The organism is Bordetella sp. MIP270_01_BMS (genome assembly GCF_054958705.1).
Window position 1 is genome coordinate 3,795,069 of the sequence record NZ_CM143297.1, and the last position, 16,709, is coordinate 3,811,777.

Below are 16,709 nucleotides of genomic sequence, written 5' to 3' on the forward strand. Positions count from 1 at the left end.
GGAGAACCACGATGAAGGCTCGTATGAATCTGCGGCGCACCGCGCTGGCCCTGCTGTGTTGCTGCGCCTTGAGCGATCCCATGGCGGCGGTGGTGGTCAACGGTACGCGCGTGGTGGTTGACGCGGCAACGGGCGAGGCCACCGTGCACTTGCGCAATAGCGGCAATCAGCCGGTGCTGGTGCAAGCGTGGATCGATCAGGGCGACGCGAAGGCCGAGCCCACGCAGGCCGGTTCGCCGTTTGTGCTGACGCCGCCCGTGGCGCGCATCGACGCGGGGCAGGGCCAGGCCTTGCGCCTGATCCGCGCCGGCGACATTGCGCACGACGCGCGTGAAAGCCTGTATTGGCTGAATATCGTCGAAGTGCCTCCCAAGCCCAACGCCAAGTCCAAGGCCAGCGGCGAAGCGGCGCCGCCCGCGGGCGACAACATGTTGTTGTTCTCGTTCCGCACGCGCATCAAGGTGTTCTACCGGCCGCAGGCGCTGGCGGGTTCGGCCGACCGCGCTCACGAACGCCTTTGTTTCGACTATGAGCCCGAATCGGGTCAACTGCGGGTCGGCAACCCGACGCCCTTTCACATTACGTTCCGCGGTCTGTCGGTGCAGCGCGCAGACGGCCGCGTGGCGGGCGCCTGGACCGCCAGAGCAGACGGCATGGTGGCGCCGGCCAGTGCACGGAGTTTCTCCATGCCGGCCGCCGGGGCGGCGACGCCCTTGAGTGTGAGCTACACCGTGATCAATGACCAGGGCGGCGCTACGTCGGGCCAACGCAAGAGTGCGGTTTCATGCCAGGCAGAAACACTCGCGCACTGATTTCGACCCGGCCGCTGCGCGTCGGCGTGGCTTTCACGTTGTGGGCTTGCGCCATGACCGTGTACGCCATCGGGGGGGCGCGGATCGACGACGCCATGCCGGTGGCCGCGCAGGACGAGGTCCAGTTCGACGAGGCGTTTCTGCGCTCGCCGGTGGACATACGCGCGTTCAACCAGGGTACGGTCATGCCCGAGGGCGAGCATCGTATCGACATCGCCGTGAACGACGCCTGGAAGGGCCGGTACCGGGTCGGGTTTCGTGCTGTGCCATCAGGCGCCCGCGGCGCCCAACCCTGTTTCGACGCAGCTTTGCTGGGCGGCCTGGGCCTGGCTGACGAAGCCTACGCGCCCGCCATGCGTGCTGCCTTGTTGCAGGGGCCTGTATGCGAACCGCTGAGCGCCATCGTGCCCGGTGCACAGGCGCGCTTTGACAGCAGCCAGCTGCGGCTGGACGTCACCGTGCCGCAATCGTTGATGAACCGGCAGGCCCGCGGCTATGTCGACCCGGCCTTGTGGGACGACGGCATCACCGCGGCCACGCTGCAATACGATTACCTGGCCTACCACGCACATCAGTCCGCGAGCGCCGCAGGCGGCGACACCAGTCACTATCTGGGCCTGCGCACAGGCCTGAACGTGGGCAAGTGGCGGCTGCGCTATCGCAGTACGCTCAACGGCGAGGCAGGGCGCGCCACGTCATATCGGGGCATATCGGCGTATGCTGAACGCGGCATCACGGGATGGCGCAGCCGGGTGACGCTGGGCGATGCCGTCACCGATGGCCAGGTGTTCAACAGCCTGGGTTTCCGCGGCGTGCAGCTGGCGTCCGAAGACCGCATGTATCCCGATTCGCAGCGCGGCTACGCGCCGGTGATACGCGGCATCGCCAACAGCAATGCGCGAGTCAGCATCAAGCAGCAAGGCAGCGTCATTTACGAAACGGCTGTGCCGCCGGGGCCATTCCTCATCGATGACCTCCATCCCTCGGGCGCGGGCGGTGACTTGCAGGTAACCGTAACGGAAGCCGATGGCAGCATGAACACGTTTTCGGTGGCCTATGCCGCCATGCCCGAACTGCTGCGCCCCGGCGTCACGCGTTACAGCGTGACGGCAGGGCAGTATCGCAACAGCGTAGTGGCTGATACGCCTGCCTTGTTCATGGCCACGCTGCGCCACGGTATCTCGAACCAGTTGACCGCGTACACGGGCGGACTGGGGGCGCAGGGGTATCAGGCCGTGGCCGGTGGCGCAGGCCTGAACACCGCCTGGGGCGCGCTGTCTTCAGACATCACCTATGCCCGAACCGAGCTGGGCCAGGGCGCCCGGCACACCGGCAGCAGTGTGCGGGTGGGCTACGCCAAGGTGCTGCCCGTGACGCAGACTCATGTCACGGTGGCCACTTACCGTTATGCCAGTGCCGGTTTTTACGACGCCAGCGACGCTTTCATGCTGCGTCACTCCGCCAGCGGCGGCACGCCCTGGGCCGCCGGCACCGCGGCGAACCGCCGCAACCGTTTTCAGCTAAGCCTGGCGCAGAACCTGCCCGGCAACTGGGGCACGCTCAGCGCCAATGCCTCCCGGCAAGACTATTGGCGCGGCGGCGGGGCCGACACCGAGTTTCAGGTTCAGTACAACAACCACGCCGGCAGGCTGAGCTACGGCATTAGCGCGGGGCGAACCCGCCTGCTCGAAACCGGGCAATGGAACGACCAGGTCTTGCTGACGCTGTCGGTGCCCATGGGGTCGGGCGTGAAGGCGCCCAGCCTGGGCACCACCGTCGCCCGGGACCGGAATGCGCGCAGCGCCCAGGCGGCGCTGTCGGGCGTGGCGGGAGACGACCACCAGCTGGGCTACAACGTGTATACGAGCACGACGCAGGGCGGGCCAGCGCCGCGCGCCAGTACGGCCGGCGCGTCGGGTTTGTGGCTCGCGCCATCGGCGAACCTGGGTGCAAGCGTGTCGGCTGGCAAAGCCTACAGGCAGTACAGCGCCAGCCTGTCGGGCGGCATGGTGGCCTATGGCGGCGGGCTGGTGCTGGGCCCCACGTTGGGCGAAACCACCGCATTGGTGGAAGCGCCGGGCGCGCAAGGCGCACGGGTGGCTCATTTCCGCGGGTTGCGGCTAGACGGCCGCGGTCGAGCCATCGTGCCTTATCTGAGTCCCTATCGCCAGAATCTGGTCGAAATCGATCCCAAGGGCGTCAGCACTGATGTCGCCATTCAGCAGACCGCCAGGCGCCTGGCGCCCACCGCGGGGGCGGTGGCGCTGCTGCATTTCGACACGGAGGAGGGCCACTCGGTATTGATGACGTTCACCGACCCCGCCGCGCAGGCGCTGCCTTTCGGCGCCACGGTATCCGACGGGCAGGGCCGCCAGCTGGGCTATGTCGCGCAGGCCGGGCAGGCTTTGTTGCGTCTGCCCGATCAGGCCGGTGAGCTGCAGGTCAGATGGGGCGAAGGCGCGGCCGATGCATGCCGGGCCAGTTACGACCTCAGCCAGGGCGGTGAGCGCCAGGCTGCGGGTTTTCGCGTACTGGACGTGTCCTGCATACTGAACGGAGCCGGGGTACATGTTGCGTCCTGATTCGCTAATGCGCAGACTGCTGCGTCGCGGCCCCTGGCTCGCGATGGCATTGTTCGGGGGCGCGGCGCAAGCCGATGGCCGCTGGGCCGATTGCCAGCGCGATGCCAGTGCATCCGGGCACGTTTACTATCAATATGTGGAGCCGGCGACAGTGTTCGTCGGGCGCGACAGTCAGGCCGGCGATGTGATGGGCCCCTGGCTGACGGCGGCCAACCCGGCGGCGTGGCGTTGCACACCCACCACCGCGCTGCGCGAAGCCGGTTCGGTGCAGCTTGTCGTACAGGGGTATCCGCCCTACGCGCGCGACGGCGCCATGGACGTAGACGGCCAGACCTACGGCGTCTACCAGACGAACAACCTCAGGGTCGCCTACATCGCACGCTGGCGCTACACGGTGAACGGCCAGGCGTCCGACTGGCAGCCATTGACCATTCACACGGGCGGGCAGCAAACGCCGCCGGCGCCGCTGCCGATTGACTATCAGGACGGGCAGCCCTTCACTGTGGGGGCCGACGTGCAGATCCGTTTCGTGCGCCGCCTGAACGAACCCTTGCCGCCCACGCTGGCGCCATTTGATCCGATTTATCTCAGGCACATCCAGACCGACGGCGCGACGGTGTCCGCAGGCGGCGCCACCTATCGCATTGCGCAGGTGCGGCCCAACAGCATGAGTCTGGCGTCCGGCGGCACATGCACCACGCCCAGCGTGATGGTGACCCTGCCGACGGTAGCGCGCAGCGCCTTCGTCGGCGTGGGCAGCGTCGCGGCGAATACGCCTTTCGAGCTGGCGTTCCACCATTGCCCGGCCGGGTACCGCAGCATAGGCTATAGCTTCGCCCCCACCACACGCGTGCTGGATGCGGCGCGCGGCATCGTGGCCTTGTCGGCGTCCTCGACCGCGGGCGGGGTCGGGCTACAGCTGGCTCATGGTGAGGGTACGCCGGTCGATTTCGACCGCGTCTACCCGTTGCACGCCTACGATCCGCAGCGCGTTGGCAGCTATGTGGTGCCGATGCAGGCCGCGCTGGTCCAGACCGAAGCGACCGTAACGAGCGGCACGGTGCGCTCGGCGGTGACTTTCACGCTGGACTACAAATAAGGCGTCGGGGAGAGGCCATGTCGTGCATGCTGAACCTGCTGCTGCGGCGCCTGCTTTGCCTTGCGGCATGCGCCATGGCCGTGCTGTGCGCGCCCACGGCGCAGGCGGCCGTGTCGCTCAGTCACACACGCCTCATTGTGTCGCCAGACCAGCCCGAGGCGACACCCCGCATCATCAACGAAGGCGATGAACCCGTGCTGTTGCAGATGTGGTTCGATACCGGCCAACGCGAAGCCGACCCACGGCTGATCGCCGTGCCATTTCTCATCCTGCCTCCGATGCTGCGGCTCGAGCCGGGAGCGGCGCAACGCCTGCGCATTGTGTACACGGGGCAGGGCAGTCTGCCCCCCGGCCGTGAATCGGTCTATTGGCTGAACATACTCGAGATCCCGCCCAAGGCAGACGGCAAGGGGCGCGATGTGCTGCAGATATCGTTTCGTACTCGGGTGAAGGTGTTTTTCCGGCCCGAGGGCGTCAGGGCCGACGCGCGCGCGCATGAGTCGCTGCGCTTTGAAGTGCGCCGGCAAGGGCCGGAACCGCGCCTGCGCATCACGAACCCGGCGCCGCTGCACCAGACATTGCTCGATGTGGTCATTGGCGTCGGACGCAACCATCCGGCGGCCCGCAGGCTGGGCGAGCCGGGAATGCTGGCGCCCGGCGCCAGCATCGAATTACCGATGCCTGGCGCAAGCGCCGCCGATACCGCCGAGCCGTTCTGGTATTGCGTTATCGACGACACCGGCGTCGAATTGTGCGGCAGCCGCGCGGCGGGCGCGGCTGCCGGCCGCTGACGGACGGCGGTCGCCAAGCCAGGATTACTTGTCTACGCCGGTGATTCCACCGACGTTGTAGCTGCTCAGCCTGCCGCGGGTATCGAACCAGATGTCCAGATTGCGTCGGCTTTTGGGGCCCTGCCCGGCATCAATGGCGGCATCGGCTGCCGAGCCCAGACTGGGCAGATACTCCATCGCCTGTGTGAACAGGTTGCCATTGATCTGCCGTTCGGAATACGACCAGTAGCTCGACCCACTAGAGTCGTCCGTCTTGTACCCTGGCGTGCCGAACATTTGCTGCACATCCGCCTTTGTCGTCTTGCCCTTGACCAGATGCTGGCGCAGATACTCAGTGCTCATACGGTCCTTGCCGCCGAAACCGCCCGTGCCGGCGCAGCCTGACAAGAGCAAGAACGTGGAAAGCAGCAGAATTCGTTTCAGACCCAGCATGTTGACTCCATAAGCGCACGGCCACGCAGCGGCCGCGTAGATATAAGAGGGAACCTTGAATCCCGGGCCCGGAGCAGGGCGCTGTACCGCTTCGGAAAGGGCAGGCCGAGCGCCCGGCGCCGGCCGGTCAAAGCAGCGACGCACCCGCCTTGGCACTGCATCGGGGCCGCCGGGGCGCCAGCATAAGTGCCAGATGCCGAAAGCGCAGTAGGGCAGATGAGCTAGTACGCACTAGCACAGGGGCGATGCGCCGGCCCGTCCAATATTGGCGCGGGCAGCGCTGTCCCTGACTCGGCCTGGCGCACGGCCGCCTTCGTAGCCAGCGCCGCCGCCGCGCTGCGTGTCGACACATTCAAGGCGCGCAGCAGCGCCGACACATGAATACGGACGGTGAAGGGAGAAATCTCCAGACGCCGGGCGATTTCCTTGTTGGTCATGCCGTCGGTCAGCATGCCCAGTACTTCGCGCTGCCGATCCGTCAGCGATCGCAGTATGTCGGCGCCATCCAAGGGCCTGGGTCCAGGCCCGCGGTTGTAGCGCACCACGACGTCCCCCGCACGGACGGCGCGGATAGCCTCACCCAGGTCAGACGGCGGCACCGATTTGCCGACGAAACCGTCCGCCCCCGCATCCAGCAGGGCGTCCGCCAAGCGACGGTCTGCGTGCATGGACACGACAATCAGAAAGCTGTCAGGGCAGGCCCTGCGCAGCGCGGCGATCTCGCTCAGCGAACGGGGGTCTGGCTGCTGCACGTCCACGATCAGGGTGTCGGGGGGTGTTGCGGAATCCAGCGCCTGCAGGGCGGCGCCCAGATTTTCGGCTTCTTCGACCTGCGCTTCCGGATCGAGGGTGCGAATGATCTGGCGTAGGCCTAAACGAAATATGGGGTGGTCGTCTGCGATGAGAAATCGTGCTGCAACTGCGCTTTTCATTGATGCATCAAGTGTACGGCCGAGCTTGTTGTGTTCTGAGCCTGCCGGGGGCCCTTCGAGGGCGACCTCTACGGCAGGCGGCATCTTATGCCAGCGGCGGCGCTGCGATGGCTGCGGTAATGGTCTATTCTGATTGGTTACGTACAGATACGTCGCTCCGCCGTCGCCGGGCGTCATAGTCAAGCACGAACTGCTTGAAATGCAGCAGTGCCGGGTGCAGCGGCTCGTGACTCCGCCAGATCATCACGACGTGGTCGTCCAGCGCGGCCAATTTCGTCACCACGACGCTGGCAATGCGCCGGTCGGCCAACTCCTGCGCGACCGACTCGGACGATAGCGCCAGGAAACTTCCCGCCCGCAGCATTTCCATCTGCGCCGAGGAGTCGCTGACGGATATGGCATTCGCCGGTGCGTGCAATCGTCGCCGCGCCAGGTACTCATCGAACCTGTCGCGCAAGGGGGTGCCGGCGGGCGGCAACACCCAGGGCGAGGCCAGTAGCGACGCCCAAGCCGGCTTCGCCCTGGGCCGCAATGCGCAACTGCCGCTGCCGACCACTACGGAACGTATCGTGAAAAGCGGCTGCATCGCCAGGCCTTGCATGCCCCGCAATGGACCCGCGCGCGCGAAGCCGATATCCACCTCGGCACGGGCAATACTCTGGTGCAGGCCATCTACCAGAGAAACGGAAACGCCGGGATACTTCTCGCGGAACTCGACCAACGCCGGTGTGAGCCATTGCAATGCATCGGGCGAACGAACGCCCACCACCACGTGTCCGCTCAGCCCGTCCCGCAAGGCTGCTATTTCGTCCCCCGCGCAGTCGAGCTCGGCAAGGATTCGGCGGCTGGCCTGGAGCAGGCATAACCCGATTTCAGTAAACGCGGCCGTGTCTCCACGGCCTGACAGCAGCCGGGAACAAAGGATGTCTTCGATTTCCAGCCGGGTTTTCACCACGGCCGGGTAGCTCACCGAGAGGCGTTCGGCGGTGCGCACCATGCTGCCCGTCTCGGCGAGCGCCAGCACGAAGCGCAGATGACGGAACTTCAGGCGGCTGATATGGGCTGAGGCGGGCGGGGGCATGAGGGCAAGGTGAGTTGAGTCAACCGCTATTTATAACTGTCTGGTTAGTAAAGTTGAAGTAAACGTCACTTTACGGTAATGGTCGCCTTGCCTACCATGCGCTGCCAGGGGCCCTCCTGATGTGGCTGGCCCGGATTTCGCATTCGAGGCTTAAAGCATGCTAGGTGGTATCGAGTCTTCCCCGGTTGACGCCTTGAAGAGCGTCGCGTCCGCGGTGCAAGTCATTGACGACATCGTCCATCTGTTCAGTGGCGTCACGGTGGTGATGCGCGATGGCACGGCGCTGGTTGCAGACGTGTACTGTCCTGCCGCATCAGGTGCGCCGCTTCCCGTCGTGCTGGAACGGACGCCGTACGGTCGCACATCGGCCCGCTTTCATGAGTTCGGCATCGCCGCGGCGCGCGCGGGCTACATTTTCATGATCCAGGACGTGCGCGGGCGGGGGGACTCGGATGGGCGCTTCCATATGATGACCAACGTGCCCGACGAAGGGCAGGACGGCATCGACACGTGGGACTGGATTCTCGCCCAGGCATGGTGCGACGGCCGCCTGGCAACGGTAGGCGGCTCTTTCAGTGCGGCCAATCAGCAAGCCATGGCGCTGCATCGGCCGGCAGGTCTGCGAGCGCAAGTGCTGCGCGACGCCGGCACGAATTATCGGCAACGCATGTTCCGATACCATGGCGCCTTCAACGTGGGAGTTGCGTTGCCCTGGGCCATCGAGCACGGGCTGCAAAGCCCGCAGGCGCGCGACGATGCGGGCGTACGTGATGCGCTGATGGCCATGCGCCACCGGTCGGCGCAATGGGCCAATGATCTGCCGCTGCGCCGTGGCGAGTCGCCGCTGGCCGCGGCGCCCGATTACGAAGACGTGTATTTCAGGATGCTGGAGACGGCAGACGACACGGAATACTGGCACAACCCCACGGTGCGGTTGGAAGGGCGGTGGGACGAATACCCGACGGACGTCGCGGTGCTGATGGTGTCCGGTTGGTTTGCTCATCATGCCAATGCCAATTTCGACAAGCTTCGTGAACTGGGCAGGCGCCTGGCACAGCCGGTTCGCCTGATCGTCGGTCCGTGGGTGCACAGTCCGGCCATGCTGGAACTCACGACCGCGGGCGAGGCCGATTTCGGGCCGGCCGCCGCAAAGCACGGGCCGATTCACACGGCTTGGCTCGCCTGGCTCGATCGTTTCGTGCGTGACCAGCCCAATGGCGCTGGGGACGAACCCGCTTTGCGGTACTTCGTGATGGGGCTGGGGGACGGCCACAGGACGCCCGAGGGGCGAGTATTTCACGGCGGGGAATGGCGGGATTCTCCGGTGTGGCCGTTGGCCTCGACCCTGCCGACGCCGTACTTTCTGCATGCCGACGGACGTCTCGGCCCGGAACGGCCGCCAGTGGGGATTGCCCCCTTGAGCTACAAGTACGATCCCGATGATCCCTGCCCCGGCGTGGGGGCGAGCAGCCTGCAGAGCGAGACGTTTCCGGCATTCGTGCTGCCCGGTCCGCGCGATCAGCGCTGTCGCCCGACAATGACTGCGTGCCGGGGCAGCGATCGCCCCTTGGCCGAGCGATCCGACGTACTGCTGTTCCAGACCGATCCCCTGACTGCAGATGTTGAAGTGACCGGTCCGTTGTCAGTACAGCTTTGGGTCGCTTCATCGGCTCGCGACACGGACTTCACTGCGAAGCTGCTCGATGTTTATCCGCCAAGCGCAGACTTTCCCGATGGCGTGGCGCTGCTGCTTTCGGAGGGCATACTCCGGATGCGTTACCGGGACGATCGGGCCGTGGGGGAATTGATCGAGCCCGGCCGCGAGTACGCGATAACGGTGGAGCTCAATCCCACCAGCAATGTGTTCAAGGCAGGGCATCGCATCCGCCTGGACATATCGAGTTCCTGCTTTCCGGAATATGACCTCAACCCCAATACAGGCGAGCCGTTGGGGGCGCACACGCACACGCAGGTGGCACTCCAGTCGGTCTTTGTAGACGGCCTGCGCGCCTCGCATATTGTGCTTCCTCTGCAACCTACCCGCGCTTAAGGACTCTGGCATGAATTCGTTGTTTACCCGTACCGCTCGCCTTGGCTTGACGGTGGCCCTGCTGACAGCCGCGATGTGCGGCACACCCGCCCTCGCAGTGCCCGACTACCCGGCGCGTCCGATCACGATCATCGTGCCGTTTTCCGCAGGAGCAACCGCCGACACACTGGGCCGCATGGTGGCCCGCGGCGTGCAAGGCGAACTGGGCCAGAGCGTCGTGGTTGAAAACCGCGCCGGCGGGGGCAGCACAATCGGTGCATCTGCTGTGGCGCGCAGCGCGCCCGATGGGTACACGCTGTTGCTTGGTTCGGGGTCCACCCATACCGTAGCGCCGGTGGTGATCAAGAACATGATGTACGACCCGGTCAAAGACTTCCAGCCGATCGCGCTGATCGGCACCACGTCGTACGTCGTTCTGGTCAAGGCCGATTCGCCGATGCGCACGCTCGCCGATCTTGTCGCGTATGGCAGGGCCAATCCGCAGAAACTGAGCTTCGGGTCGACGGGCGTGGGCGGTGCGGTGCACCTTGCCACAGTCATGCTGCAGAACCAGACAGGCGCGAGCTTTCTGCACGTGCCGTACCGGGGCGGCGCGCCGGCGCTTGCAGACCTGCTGGGCGGCCAGATCGATTTCACCCTGGGTACGGCGGAATCGGCGGGCATGGTCGAACAAGGCAAGTTGCGCGCGTTGGCGGTGCTCGGGCCCGACCGCTTGCAGGCGCTTCCCGACGTGCCGACTTGCATCGAGACCGGAGTGCCCGATTGCTCGTTCCCGGTTTGGAATGCAATCTTCGCCCCGGCCGGTACTCCCGAGCCGGTTGTCGCCAAGTTGACCGCCGCGGTGCAACGCACGCTGGCCGAATCAGCCGTGGTGCAGCGGCTGCGCGAACTGGGTTATCAGCCCGCCACGGGCGGCGCCGAGGCGTTGGGCAAGCGGGTGATCGACGAGTCGGAATTCATGCGCAAGACCGCTGCAGCCGCAGGGGTGGAACCCCAGTAGGCCAAAAGGCTGCCGGTGGCGCGCAGCATTTCAGGCGTCAGATCCCGTGCGCGGCAGCGCGGCCCGCGCGAAATTGCGTTCGAGCACGTCGAGCGCGCGGGTCAATAGTTGGACTTCTTCGGCGGACAGCCCCTGCAGCGACTCTTCGAAAAATGCTTCGCGGCGCGGCAGGGCTTCGTTGACCACCGCCTGCCCTGCGGCAGTCAGGCTGGCGTTGGTGACCCGGTTGTCGTTCGGGTCGGGGCTGCGAGTGATCCAGCCCAGTTGCTGCATGGCTTGCAGCAGCCGCGTCAGCGATGCGGGGTCGAGCCGGCACCGCTCGGCCAGCATTTTCTGCGAGCATTGCCCGCACTCGTGCAGGGCGAGCAGGATGCGCCAGCGCGGCAAGGCGTGCCCCACGCGGCTGCTGAAGCTGGCCTGCATGGCGCGATAAGTCTGGCCCAGGTGCTGAACGATCTGCAGGCCTTGTTGTTCCTTAGGCAAGAAGGGAAGCCTCCGGCAAGCGATTGATCCAGGCGGCGCCCGGGGCGCCGCCGCGTGGGGTCATTGTGCCAGATGGCGGCGGCCGCCAGGGAACGATCGCCCCGGCGTACAGTGGCTGCCGGGCGCGGCCGCGCGCCCCTCAGTAATTCAGCCCCGCGTTGGTGCCCGTGCACGCTTTCCGGGTAGCGTGCTGCCGCAGCTTGCGGCATTGCCTCACTCAGGCTGGATGTTCGCGTCGCGGACCACTTTCTCGGCTCGCTGCAGTTCGGCATTCAGCAACTGCTTCAAATCGTTGGAGTCGCCGATCATGGGCATGGCGTTGATCGCTTTGATGCGTTGTTCGGTTTCCGGGTCCTTCAGTACGACGGCCAGGGCCTTGGAAAAGGTGTCGATGGCTTCCGGGGGCGTGCCCTTGGGGCCGAATACCGCCACCCAGGCCGAGAACGCGTAGCCGGGTAGGCCGGCTTCTGCCACGGTCGGCAGATCGGGCGCGTTGTCTACGCGGTTCGGACTGGTGACGCCCAGGGCCCTCAGCCGGCCGGAACTGATATTCGGCAGCGCGGTGGCGACCGGCTCGCAGATAATGGCCAGGCGGCCGCCGATCAGGTCGTTCAGGGCCTGCGGAGAACTCTTGTAGCTGATCATCTGCAGATCGACGCCGGCCATGGTCTTGAAGCTCTCCATGCAGATCTTTGCGCCACTGGTGGCCGCACCATAGTCATATTTGCCGGGGTTCGCCTTGGCCAGAGCGATGAACTCTTCGAGGCTCTTTGCGGGAATGTCAGGGTTGATCACCAGCACGTTGAAAAAGTCCTTCAACGCTGTGGATACCGGAGCCAGGTCATTGACGGGATGAAAAGGCAGGTCTTTACGCAGAAAATAATTCGCAGCCACGGTGGAGCTCGACCCCAGCACGTAGGTGTACCCGTCAGGAGATGCCTTCGCGGCGGCATTGACTCCGATGGCGCCTTCGGCGCCGGGGCGATTCTCGACAACGACCGGCTGTCCGAGTTCGGCGCTCAGTTTCTCGGCGATCACGCGTGCCACGACGTCAGTGGCGCCGCCGGCTCCCAGGGGCACGATCAATGTGATCGCTTTGGTCGGATAGGCAACGCTTGCCTGGGCTGCGAACAAAAAACTTGCCGCCAGGCCGATGGTGGTTGCCAAAACGTTGCGGGGGAAGTTCATCTTGTCTCCTGTGGGCGCTTATCGTCGTCATGACCCCGTTGACGGGGGGGCTTCATTATCCCGTTGCATCGGGCCCCCCCACAAGGATTCGGTCATGCGGAAAACTGAAAGGAGCTTTGCATGGCGCGCGCATTATCCGCTTGGCGCTGAGGGTATATTCGACCGGATCAAGTTCCAGAACTTCCGGATGACGAGAATGACTGATTCCAGAGTGGGTGTGGTGATCGGAGGGGCCAATGGCATAGGTGCGGCCTGTTGCGAATTGATGGCCGCCAGGGGCTGGCGCGTTGCCGTACTGGATCTGGACGAAGCCCAGGCGCAGGCACTGGCCGGCGGAATCGGAGGCGTGGGATTCGGCGCCGATATAAGAAGTACCGAAACGCTGGAAGCCCTTGCCGACTCGATAGAACAGCGCCTCGGGCCGGTGCAGGCCCTGGTCGTGTCCGCAGCTGCATTCCAGGACAGATTCGTTCCGGAGGCTTTCCCCGAGGAACTCTTCAGCACCATTCTTGAAGTGAATGTGCAGGGTACCTTCAACGCGAACCGCGTCTTCGGAAGCCGCATGGTCCGGCAGGGGCGAGGCAGTATTGTCAATATCGCGTCCACCGTGGCGCACGGTTCATCTCCCCTTCATGCCTACGGCCCCAGCAAAGCCGCCGTGGTCAATCTGACCAAGAACTTCGCCAGCCAATGGGGACGTTCTGGTGTGCGGGTCAATTCCGTGTCGCCCGGGGCGACAGAGGTTGCAAGAGTCCTGCAGCGGCCTCCGGGCCGTTACGCGGCCGACTTGCGCGATCACATGGCGTTGGGCCGACGTGTGCAGCCGAATGAAGTCGCCGAAGGCGTCGAATTCCTGGCGTCGGAAAAGGCGTCTGCCATCACCGGCGTCGACCTGCTGATCGATGCGGGATGGCTGGCTGCCAGCACATGGGGCCTGTACGGCGGCGTTCCCAGGCCGCCGCAAGCCTGACGTCCGGGTCGGCTAGAACGGTCTGCCGGATTCGAAGCTGGCATGCGCATCGCCCGCGGCCAGCGGGATGCGGTAGAACCGGCAGGCGCTGCGCCAGAACAGGTCTGTCTTCTCTGTCGCACTCGCGCCTGCGACGATGCGCTGGAAGGCATTCCAGCCCGCCACGTAGTCATGCCCCGCTTTGTCGGCCGGGAAGTTGCTTTCGAACATGCAGCGAGCAGTTCCAAATTCGCTGATGCAATGTTCGATCCAGGGCCGCCAGAGCTCTGCCAATTCACGCGAGTGCGGCCGGGCCGACGGTTGGGCGGACTTGAGCCCCGTCAGCGGCATGCCCAGCCCGCCCAGCTTCACCATGACGTTCGGGCATGCGGCCAGTTCGCGCATCGCGGCCGCCCAGAACTCGTAGACTTCCGATTGCCGGCCCGCGTATCGCCCCACGCCGAGGACGCCTCCGCAGTGATTGATCACCATGGCGGTCTGGGGAAAGGTCCGCGCGAGGTCGACCAATTGAGGTATCTGGTGGAAGTATATCCACGCGTCGAAGCTCAGCCCCAAGGGGTGAAGCTGAGCAAACCCCTCCCTGAACCCGGCGCTGCCAAGCATCTGCCGGGTTGTCGGATACGCCGGATTCAATAGGGAAGAGTCGGGGTCCCAGGCTGCAACATGTCGGATTCCCTTGAAGCGGCCTGCGCTGACGGAAGAATGGCCCGCGGCGGCCATGTGGCCTTCCAGCACGGGGCGCACTGCGGCGCCCAGGCAGAGGTCCGCTTGTCCCACGATTCCCGCACAGATCCGCGCGTCACCGTACAGGCCGCTGGCGCACATCGCCGCCACGCCATTGGCGAACTCGGTTTCTCCGAGACTCCTGAGTACGTCGGGACCCGCCTGGCGCAGCATGGACCGGGCCTGCACATAGATGGTGGCGAGTATGTTGTGCCCGCCGCGCAGGTCGTCGAGATAATCCTCTAGTAGATAGTGCAGGTCAGGACGCACGTAAAGGTGATGGTGCGCGTCAACGATGGGCTGCGCCGGATCCACGGGTACTTCCCGGCGGTCATTCGTGGGCTGTGCCATTGGACTACGCCTTCGCGCATTGTCCGGGAAACTGCGGGTCGTCAAGTTCGGGCGCGACGTTCTCCGGGATACCCAGTTCGAATGCGTTCAGCGTCAAGGCTACAAGGCAGTAATAGCCAAGTATGCCGACCAGCTCGACAACGGCTTTCTCGCCGAGCACCGCAGTCGAGCGGTCGTAGAGGTCCTGAGGAACGCGCCCGCGGGCGAGCAGTTCGGATGCAAACTCATAGGTGATGCGCTGCCGGTGGCAATCAAATCCGGGCCGGCGCCTTGCGGCGATGTCCGCGATAATTCTCTGGTCCAGTCCGGCCTCGATCGCGAGCGCCTTGTGGGCCGTCCATTCATGATGAGAGGTCCAGTGGCGGCCGCACACCAGAATCGCCAGTTCTGTGACCACGGGTTCCAGCGACGTATCAAAGCGAAGCAGCTCGCCCAGCCTTTGCGCGCGGCGGGCCAGTTCGGGGCTGCGTATCCAGCCGATCATGGGCGCCGGAATTTTGCCCCGCCGGCCGGACGCGGCCTCCAGGCAGACGGCCGACTGCTCCGCAGTCAGCTCACGTTCATTCAGCAAGTGAAGTCTCGGCATGGCTCAGGCTCCCGATCGCGCTGCAGTGACGCCGCCATCGACCACCAGCTGGGTTGCGGTGATGTAGCGGGCTTCATCGCTGGCCAGAAAGAGCACTGCGTTCGCGACGTCCCATGCGTCGCCCATGTGGCCCATCGGAACACTCGAATGCCTCTGCTGGATGAGCGCCTGGGCGTCTTCGGCGCCTAATTGCCTGACCAGACGGTGCTCGACCAGGGGCGTATGCATTTTTCCGGGAACGACGGTATTCACCCGTATGCCCTTGCGGGCATAGGCGATCGCCGTGGAGCGGCTGAACGCGATCACGCCGGCCTTGGATGCGGCGTAGGCCACGCTGACGCGGCCCTCCACTTCGAAACTCATGCAGCCCACACTTGAAATGTTCACGATCGCGCTTGGCCGGCCTTCCAGCGCGTACTGCTTTTCCATTACCGGAATCACGTGCTTGCAGGCAAAAAACGTCGTCTTGAGGTTGAGATCCATCTGCGCATCCCAGGTTTGCTCGCTCATCGTGACAGGGCCACCCGGAGCGCTGCCGCCCACGTTATTGACCAGAATGTCGATTCGTCCGAATCGCTGGACGCACTGGGCGACTGCGGCCTCCACCTGGTCACCTTGGGTGAGGTCGGCGACCCTGCCCGTCCAGTTGTCGAACCCCTCGGTCCGCATGACCGCAGCAGTACGCTCGAGCGCTTCATGATCCACATCCACGCCGAATACGGCCGCGCCCTGCCTGGCCATCAATACCGCGGTTGCCTTGCCATTGCCCCAGCCTTCGCCCACGGAGCCAGCCCCCGAAATGAATGCCACCTTGCCGGTCAGGTCATGCATGTAATGTCTCCAGCCAAATCTGCTTGATGACGTGGCGCCGTCGTGGCGGCGCTTGTCAACTCGCCTGATGTAATGCCTGCGCGCCCAGGACAAAACCTTCCAGGCCTATCAGTACCGCCAATTGAAAAACGGTGAGGATTTCGTCACGCGTGGCGCCGTGTTCCAGGGCATGCCGAATATGCATGGCGAGCCCGGGCGCGTACATATGGGTAACGGAGCAATCGATCGCGATGAAGATGAACTCCCGCTCTTTCGGTGTCAGCGAGCCATTCTTCCAGGGCACCATCGTCAGCTCGGAGAATGACTTCGAGTAAGCCGGCAGGAACTGCGCAATGACGTCGCGGGCTTCGCTCCAGAAGCCGCGCGTCGCCAGAAAATCGGCTTTGAGCGCCTGCGGCTCGGCGGACATCTCTGGTGGCTCCGCCGCATCGTGACGCCCGGATTTCCGGAGCTCCTCCTGGAGAATCGGCAGGGCAAAGTACATACTGTGGTTGCTCAGGCCAATGATGGCGACCAGAACGTCGACCACATCGCCGGGAGTGGCGCCGACCTCGAGCGCCTGCCTGACATGGCGTTCGATCGCGCCCGGGTTATTCGCGGTGGCACTCGCGTGAACCGCCAGCAATACCAGCGCTTTCACGCGCGCGGAAAGGTGCTCGGACGCCAGGACGGTCTGCCTGAGCTGCAGCACCGCCTCATACGAGACGCGGTGCTGGCCGCGCATATAGGCGGCGACGGCAGGGTCGTCGAATAGCTCGTTCATCTGTCGGGTTTGCAGCGTAGATCATGAAAGGCGCC

Annotated in this window: 16 protein-coding genes; 7 read left to right on the top strand and 9 right to left on the bottom strand. The window is 64.9% G+C overall.

Features of this window, described 5'->3' with window-relative positions; genetic code table 11:
• Window positions 1–11: 11 nt before the first annotated feature.
• From ACV17W_RS17790 to ACV17W_RS17805, 4 genes are read left to right on the top strand one after another with little or no spacing between them, the layout of a single operon-like run.
• Window positions 12–812: a fimbrial biogenesis chaperone gene (locus ACV17W_RS17790; RefSeq protein ID WP_462593678.1), complete on the top strand. Its 801-nt coding sequence runs from the start codon at window positions 12–14 to the stop codon at window positions 810–812.
• Window positions 785–3,394, top strand: coding sequence for a fimbria/pilus outer membrane usher protein (locus ACV17W_RS17795; protein ID WP_462593679.1), 2,610 nt, complete (start codon window positions 785–787; stop codon window positions 3,392–3,394). The genes ACV17W_RS17790 and ACV17W_RS17795 overlap by 28 nt, the downstream gene beginning before the upstream one ends.
• Window positions 3,381–4,493 (top strand): fimbrial protein, encoded by a 1,113-nt coding sequence (locus tag ACV17W_RS17800; RefSeq protein ID WP_462593680.1) that lies wholly within the window; start codon window positions 3,381–3,383, stop codon window positions 4,491–4,493. Before ACV17W_RS17795 ends, ACV17W_RS17800 begins: the two co-directional genes overlap by 14 nt.
• Window positions 4,494–4,510: 17 nt before the next feature.
• Window positions 4,511–5,284: a fimbrial biogenesis chaperone gene (locus tag ACV17W_RS17805; protein ID WP_462593681.1), complete on the top strand. Its 774-nt coding sequence runs from the start codon at window positions 4,511–4,513 to the stop codon at window positions 5,282–5,284.
• Between the two features lie 24 nt (window positions 5,285–5,308).
• Here the strand turns inward: ACV17W_RS17805 and ACV17W_RS17810 are convergent, their stop codons facing one another.
• The 3 genes from ACV17W_RS17810 to ACV17W_RS17820 all read right to left on the bottom strand — a co-directional run bounded on the left by ACV17W_RS17810 (window position 5,309) and on the right by ACV17W_RS17820 (window position 7,729).
• Window positions 5,309–5,716 carry a hypothetical protein gene (locus tag ACV17W_RS17810; RefSeq protein WP_462593682.1) on the bottom strand — a complete coding sequence of 136 codons (408 nt, stop codon included), beginning with the start codon at window positions 5,714–5,716 and terminating at the stop codon, window positions 5,309–5,311.
• A 221-nt stretch (window positions 5,717–5,937) separates the two neighbouring features.
• On the bottom strand, window positions 5,938–6,825 hold the full coding sequence (locus ACV17W_RS17815; protein WP_462593683.1) for a LuxR C-terminal-related transcriptional regulator: 888 nt from the start codon (window positions 6,823–6,825) through the stop codon (window positions 5,938–5,940).
• Window positions 6,773–7,729 carry a LysR family transcriptional regulator gene (locus tag ACV17W_RS17820; RefSeq protein ID WP_462593685.1) on the bottom strand — a complete coding sequence of 319 codons (957 nt, stop codon included), beginning with the start codon at window positions 7,727–7,729 and terminating at the stop codon, window positions 6,773–6,775. The genes ACV17W_RS17815 and ACV17W_RS17820 overlap by 53 nt, the downstream gene beginning before the upstream one ends.
• Window positions 7,730–7,886: 157 nt before the next feature.
• On the opposite strand from ACV17W_RS17820, the gene ACV17W_RS17825 reads away from it, so the two are divergent.
• Window positions 7,887–9,779 carry a CocE/NonD family hydrolase gene (locus ACV17W_RS17825; protein WP_462593686.1) on the top strand — a complete coding sequence of 631 codons (1,893 nt, stop codon included), beginning with the start codon at window positions 7,887–7,889 and terminating at the stop codon, window positions 9,777–9,779.
• 10 nt (window positions 9,780–9,789) lie between these two features.
• The gene (locus ACV17W_RS17830; protein ID WP_462593687.1) at window positions 9,790–10,779 is read left to right on the top strand and encodes a Bug family tripartite tricarboxylate transporter substrate binding protein; all 990 of its coding nucleotides are present in this window, start codon (window positions 9,790–9,792) and stop codon (window positions 10,777–10,779) included.
• Between the two features lie 30 nt (window positions 10,780–10,809).
• On the opposite strand, the gene ACV17W_RS17835 is transcribed toward ACV17W_RS17830, so the two are convergent.
• Both ACV17W_RS17835 and ACV17W_RS17840 read right to left on the bottom strand, forming a co-directional pair.
• The gene (locus tag ACV17W_RS17835; protein ID WP_462593688.1) at window positions 10,810–11,262 is read right to left on the bottom strand and encodes a MarR family winged helix-turn-helix transcriptional regulator; all 453 of its coding nucleotides are present in this window, start codon (window positions 11,260–11,262) and stop codon (window positions 10,810–10,812) included.
• A 213-nt stretch (window positions 11,263–11,475) separates the two neighbouring features.
• The gene (locus ACV17W_RS17840; RefSeq protein WP_462593689.1) at window positions 11,476–12,450 is read right to left on the bottom strand and encodes a Bug family tripartite tricarboxylate transporter substrate binding protein; all 975 of its coding nucleotides are present in this window, start codon (window positions 12,448–12,450) and stop codon (window positions 11,476–11,478) included.
• A gap of 196 nt (window positions 12,451–12,646) precedes the next feature.
• Between ACV17W_RS17840 and ACV17W_RS17845 the strand changes: the two genes are divergently transcribed.
• Window positions 12,647–13,420, top strand: a complete 774-nt coding sequence (locus ACV17W_RS17845) for an SDR family NAD(P)-dependent oxidoreductase (protein ID WP_462593690.1) — start codon at window positions 12,647–12,649, stop codon at window positions 13,418–13,420.
• 12 nt (window positions 13,421–13,432) lie between these two features.
• Here the strand turns inward: ACV17W_RS17845 and ACV17W_RS17850 are convergent, their stop codons facing one another.
• From ACV17W_RS17850 to ACV17W_RS17865, 4 genes are read right to left on the bottom strand one after another with little or no spacing between them, the layout of a single operon-like run.
• Window positions 13,433–14,494, bottom strand: coding sequence for an amidohydrolase family protein (locus tag ACV17W_RS17850; protein ID WP_462593691.1), 1,062 nt, complete (start codon window positions 14,492–14,494; stop codon window positions 13,433–13,435).
• Between the two features lie 4 nt (window positions 14,495–14,498).
• Window positions 14,499–15,080 (bottom strand): carboxymuconolactone decarboxylase family protein, encoded by a 582-nt coding sequence (locus ACV17W_RS17855; RefSeq protein WP_462593692.1) that lies wholly within the window; start codon window positions 15,078–15,080, stop codon window positions 14,499–14,501.
• A gap of 3 nt (window positions 15,081–15,083) precedes the next feature.
• A complete protein-coding gene (locus ACV17W_RS17860; protein WP_462593693.1) occupies window positions 15,084–15,911 on the bottom strand; it encodes an SDR family NAD(P)-dependent oxidoreductase in 828 nt (275 codons plus the stop codon).
• A 55-nt stretch (window positions 15,912–15,966) separates the two neighbouring features.
• Window positions 15,967–16,674: a carboxymuconolactone decarboxylase family protein gene (locus ACV17W_RS17865; protein ID WP_462593694.1), complete on the bottom strand. Its 708-nt coding sequence runs from the start codon at window positions 16,672–16,674 to the stop codon at window positions 15,967–15,969.
• Between the last annotated feature and the right edge of the window lie 35 nt (window positions 16,675–16,709).